We start from the raw sequence: 4375 nt of genomic DNA, 5'->3' as shown, positions 1-4375 counted from the left end.
CTGGGCACCGGCTTCTCCTATCCGGTGACGGTCGAGGCCGCCGCCCGCTGGACCGCCGGGCTGGAGCAACGCGGCCTGCAACTGGCCCCTGCCTCGGCCATGACGCTGCGCCCCGGCCGCTGAGACCCATGACGGACCTAAGCCTCTATCGCCCCAATGTGGGCGTCGTTCTGTTCAATCGCGACGGTCTGGTCTGGTACGGCCAGCGCCACGCCACGCCCGGGCCGCATAACCAGCAGTTCCCCCAAGGCGGCGTGGACGAAGGCGAAGACCTGCTGGCCGCAGCCCTGCGTGAACTGCACGAGGAAACCGGCGTCACCTCGGTCGAGTTTCTGGCCCGCACCGACGACTGGGTGCTGTACGACTTCCCACCCGAGGCCATGAACAACGCCAAGGCCTGGCGCGGTTTCAAGGGTCAGAAACAGCAGTGGTTCGCCTTCCGCTTCACCGGCGAGGACAGCGAGATCAACCTGACGCTGGACAAGGACATCGAGTTCGACGCCTGGCGCTGGGGCCGTCTGTCCGAGGCCTGCGACCTGATCGTGCCGTTCAAACGCCCGGCCTATGAGCAGGTGGTCGCCGCCTTCAGTCGGTTTGCGACATAGAAAAAGGGCGGCGCGAACGCCGCCCTTTCAATAGTTTCAGCCTGAAAACCGCTTAGGCGGCCTTGGCCTTCTTCTCGATCTTGCCTTCGATCACCGAAGAGCCAGCGCCGATCTCGACGCGGCGGGGCTTCAGCGCCTCTGGCAGTTCGCGCTTCAGCGAGATGGACAGCAAGCCGTTCACCAGATCGGCGTCCTGCACGATCACATAGTCGGCCAGTTGGAAGCGGCGTTCGAAATCACGCTCGGCCAGACCACGATGCAGATAGGTCTTCTGGGGCGCAGCGTCGTCGTTGGCGGTCTTACGGCCCGTGACGGTCAGCAGGTTTTCCTTCACCTCGATGTTCAGCTCGTCGGCGGTGAAGCCCGCGACGGCGATCTCGATGCGATAGGCGTTCTCGCCCGTGGTCTCGATATTATAGGGGGGATAGCCGCTGTCGGACTGGGTCGCCGCATTCTTCAACTGGTTGGCCAGACGGTCGAAACCGACGGCGGTGCGGTACAGCGGGGTGAAATCATAGGTACGCATCAGCATCCTCCTGAGGATCAGCAAGGTTGGTCCGCCCGGCGGTTTGGCCCGGACGGCTGGGGTTTCAGCCCGACAGCCCGAAATCGGCGCCGCCAGTCTGGAGAGCCCGGGATCGGCGCTCTCACAGCTTCAGATGGGAAGGCGCGCCGAGGCGTCAAGGGTCTGCCGCAAAGGGATGTGAGACTGCGTCAAAGCGCCCGGCGTCGCGGTATCTTCATTTGCGCAGACGCCAAGCCCGCCTAAGAAAGCCCACCGCCTTACGGAGACGTTGTTGATGCGCGCCGCCCTATCTCTGTCGATCCTGGCGCTGGCCCTGGCCGCCGCGCCCGCCATGGCCCAGACGCCGACCCAGCAGACCGACGCCCCGTGGACGCCGCCGCGCTCGGCCCTGTCGTCGGCCATCCCCACCTTCGAGGAAGACGCCGCCCTTCAGGCCGCCATCGCCTCAGACGCCCGCCCCGCCGCCGACCGCGCCCGCGACACCTATCGCCACCCATATGAATCCCTGACCTTCTGGGGTCTGACGCCGCGCATGACGGTGGTGGAGGTCGAACCCGGCGGCGCCAGCTGGTGGCGGCACATCCTTGAACCCTATGCGACGGCGACCGGCGGACGTTACGTCGGCGTGGACAAGCCTCTGGAGAGCATGGGCGTCGCTGATGGTTCGGCGGACTTCATCCTGGTGGCCCGCGCCTTCCACAACTGGGCGCGCAGCGACCGGACCCAGCCCTATCTGCAGGCCTTCTTCAAGGCGTTGAAGCCGGGCGGCGTGCTGGCCATCGAACAGCACCGCAGCGCCGAGGGCCTGAACGTCGCCGACGTCGCCTCCACCGGCTATGTGCCTGAAAGCTATGTCATTCACGAGGCCCGCAACGCCGGTTTTGTGCTGGAGGCCCGCAGCGAACTGAACGCCAATCCCAAGGATGACCACAACCATCCGTTCGGCGTCTGGACCCTGCCCCCCGTGCGTCAGTCCGCCGTCCGCAATGATCCCAACGGCCGCACCCTGACGGCTGAGGAACGCGCCGCCTATGACGCCATCGGCGAGAGCGACCGCATGACGCTGCGGTTCCGTAAACCCGAATGATCCAGTCTCATCCGATGCAGGTTTTGACGCTGGCGGCGAACGTGATTAAGCCCATCCGACCGAAGTGTCTGTCGGGCCTGGGGGGCCGACGCTCTGCGCGGGTGTCTGATGCATGATTTTCCTGGGGCCGTCGCCGGCCCGTCACGCCGTTTTCTGCTGGCCGGGGCCGCCGCCCTGGGTTTGATCGGCGCCTCGGGCTGTAATCGCCGCAAGGAAACCAAGACAGAGGCCGTGACGGCCGCGTCACCAAGGGCGACGCCCTGAACGCCAGCGCTCCCGCCGCCAAGGCCGCGCCGGCCAAGGCCCCGGCCGCTCCTTCCGGCCCGTCCGAAGGCTCGCTGGAATGGGCTGTCGCAGGCCCCTGGCGTCAGGCTGCGGACAAGGCGCGCGATCAATATCGGCACCCGATGGAGACGCTGCGCTTCTTTGGACTGCAGCCCCGCATGACGGTGGTCGAGTTCTGGCCCGGCAGCGGTTGGTACACAGACATCATCGCCCCCTATCTGGCCAAGGGCGGCGGAACCTATGTTGCGGCCCTGTTCCCCGAAGGCCCTACCGCCGATCCGGCCCAGGCGGCGCTGAACGCCGCCTTCCAGTCGCGTTTCTCCGCCGACAAGAAGCTGTACGGCGAGCCGCAGTTCACCACCTTCGGCGCCGCATCCGGCCCGGTCGTCCCGGCAGGCACGGCGGACCTGTGCCTGTTCCTGCGCACCATCCACGGCTGGATGGCGGCAGGCGTGGCGGAAAAGGCCTTCTCGGACGCCTTCGCCGCCCTTCGTCCCGGCGGCGTCCTGGGCATCGAGCAGCACCGCCTGTCGCCCGAGGGCGATCAGGACCCGGTGGCGGCCAACGGCTATGTGCAGGAAGCCTTCGTGCGACAACTGGCGGCGGAAGCCGGGTTCGTCTTCGTCGAAGGCTCTGAAATCAACGCCAATGAAACCGATACCAAGAATCACCCGTTTGGGGTCGATACCCTGCCGCCGACGCGCCTGACCGCGCCTCGGGGTCAACCCGCAAACCCCGAGTTCGACCGGTCCAAGTACGAGACGATCGGCGAAAGCGACCGCATGACACTGAAGTTCAGGAAGCCCGAGTGAATCGCGCCCAAGCCTTCGCCGCCAATGCGCCCCTGATGGGCGTGCCCGGCGCGTCCTCTCCGCCTGGCGGCAAGGGTGACTGGTTCCGCGGCGCCGGGGGCATGCGGCTGCGCGCCGCCCTGTGGAAGCCGTCGCTTCCGAAGGGCGAAACACCGCGCGGCACCGTCGTGATCAGCCCCGGCCGCACCGAACCGATCGAGAAATATTTCGAGATCATCGGCAATCTGCAGGCGCGCGGCTGGTGCGTCCTGACCCACGACTGGCGCGGCCAGGGCCTGTCGGCCCGCCTGCTGCCCGACCGACTGAAGGGCCACGCCCGCGCGGTCGAAGAATTTCTGGACGACTACAACCGCCTGCTGAACGCCTTTGAGGACCAGTGCCCCAAGCCCTGGATCATGGTCGGCCATTCGATGGGCGCGTGCCTCAACCTGCTGACGCTGGAAAGCGGCGAGCAGCGGTTCGCGGGCGCAGTCCTGTCCAGCCCCATGCTGCGCATCAAGACTGGCAAACGGTCGATGTGGTCGGTGAAACTGGCCGTGCGCTGGGCCATCCGCAACGGCAATGCAGGCGACTATCTGCTGGGCGACCCGGACGATCCGTTCGACCACACCTTCCTTGAGGACGCCCTGACCTCGGACGAGCGGCGCTATGAGATGTGGCGTCAACAGCTTTACGCCTGTCCGCATCTGGGAATCGGCGGTCCGACCTATGGCTGGCTGGCCTTCGCCATCGACGCTGGCGAGCGCGTCCTGAAACCCAAGGCGCTGAAGTCCGTGCACATCCCCGTGGCCATTGTTCAGGCCGACGCCGACGACGTGGTCTGGAAACAAACCGCCCGCTGGGCCGCGCGCCGTCTGGGACGCGGCCGCTATGTCGAGGTCCACGGCGCCAAGCACGAGATCATCATGGAGGCCGACGACATGCGCGGCGTCTTCCTGCGTGAGTTCGACGCCATGGCCGACATGGTCGCGCCTGTTGTCGACCCCAGCCTGACCGCCGACCCGTCCGCCCGCACCGAAGACGTGACGGAACTGGCCGCGCCGGTCGCCTGACGACGGGC

At 66.7% G+C, this 4375-nt stretch carries 6 protein-coding genes and 1 pseudogene; 6 read left to right on the top strand and 1 reads right to left on the bottom strand.

Features of this window, described 5'->3' with window-relative positions; all coding sequences use genetic code 11:
• Together QZ281_RS02770 and QZ281_RS02765 are read left to right on the top strand one after the other, a co-directional pair.
• Positions 1 to 123: pseudogene (locus QZ281_RS02770) on the top strand (divergent polysaccharide deacetylase family protein); the annotation flags it as partial.
• 5 nt (positions 124 to 128) lie between these two features.
• A complete protein-coding gene (locus tag QZ281_RS02765; RefSeq protein ID WP_292224451.1) occupies positions 129 to 605 on the top strand; it encodes an RNA pyrophosphohydrolase in 477 nt (158 codons plus the stop codon).
• A 52-nt stretch (positions 606 to 657) separates the two neighbouring features.
• Here QZ281_RS02765 and QZ281_RS02760 read toward each other — a convergent pair whose 3' ends face one another.
• Positions 658 to 1131, bottom strand: a complete 474-nt coding sequence (locus QZ281_RS02760) for an Hsp20 family protein (protein WP_292224448.1) — start codon at positions 1129 to 1131, stop codon at positions 658 to 660.
• 274 nt (positions 1132 to 1405) lie between these two features.
• Between QZ281_RS02760 and QZ281_RS02755 the strand changes: the two genes are divergently transcribed.
• The 4 genes from QZ281_RS02755 (at position 1406) to QZ281_RS02740 (ending at position 4367) form a co-directional block, all read left to right on the top strand.
• Complete coding sequence (locus QZ281_RS02755) at positions 1406 to 2218, top strand: methyltransferase domain-containing protein (RefSeq protein WP_292224446.1); 813 nt, start codon at positions 1406 to 1408, stop codon at positions 2216 to 2218.
• 108 nt (positions 2219 to 2326) lie between these two features.
• A complete protein-coding gene (locus tag QZ281_RS02750) occupies positions 2327 to 2482 on the top strand; it encodes a hypothetical protein (RefSeq protein ID WP_292224444.1) in 156 nt (51 codons plus the stop codon).
• A gap of 143 nt (positions 2483 to 2625) precedes the next feature.
• A complete protein-coding gene (locus tag QZ281_RS02745; protein WP_363297260.1) occupies positions 2626 to 3315 on the top strand; it encodes a methyltransferase in 690 nt (229 codons plus the stop codon).
• Positions 3312 to 4367: an alpha/beta hydrolase gene (locus tag QZ281_RS02740; RefSeq protein WP_292224442.1), complete on the top strand. Its 1056-nt coding sequence runs from the start codon at positions 3312 to 3314 to the stop codon at positions 4365 to 4367. Before QZ281_RS02745 ends, QZ281_RS02740 begins: the two co-directional genes overlap by 4 nt.
• Positions 4368 to 4375 lie beyond the last annotated feature (8 nt).

This window comes from Brevundimonas sp. (assembly GCF_018608325.1).
Lineage (GTDB): Bacteria > Pseudomonadota > Alphaproteobacteria > Caulobacterales > Caulobacteraceae > Brevundimonas.
The sequence above is the reverse complement of the archived record's forward strand: the minus strand, read 5'-3'. Positions and strand labels throughout refer to the sequence as shown.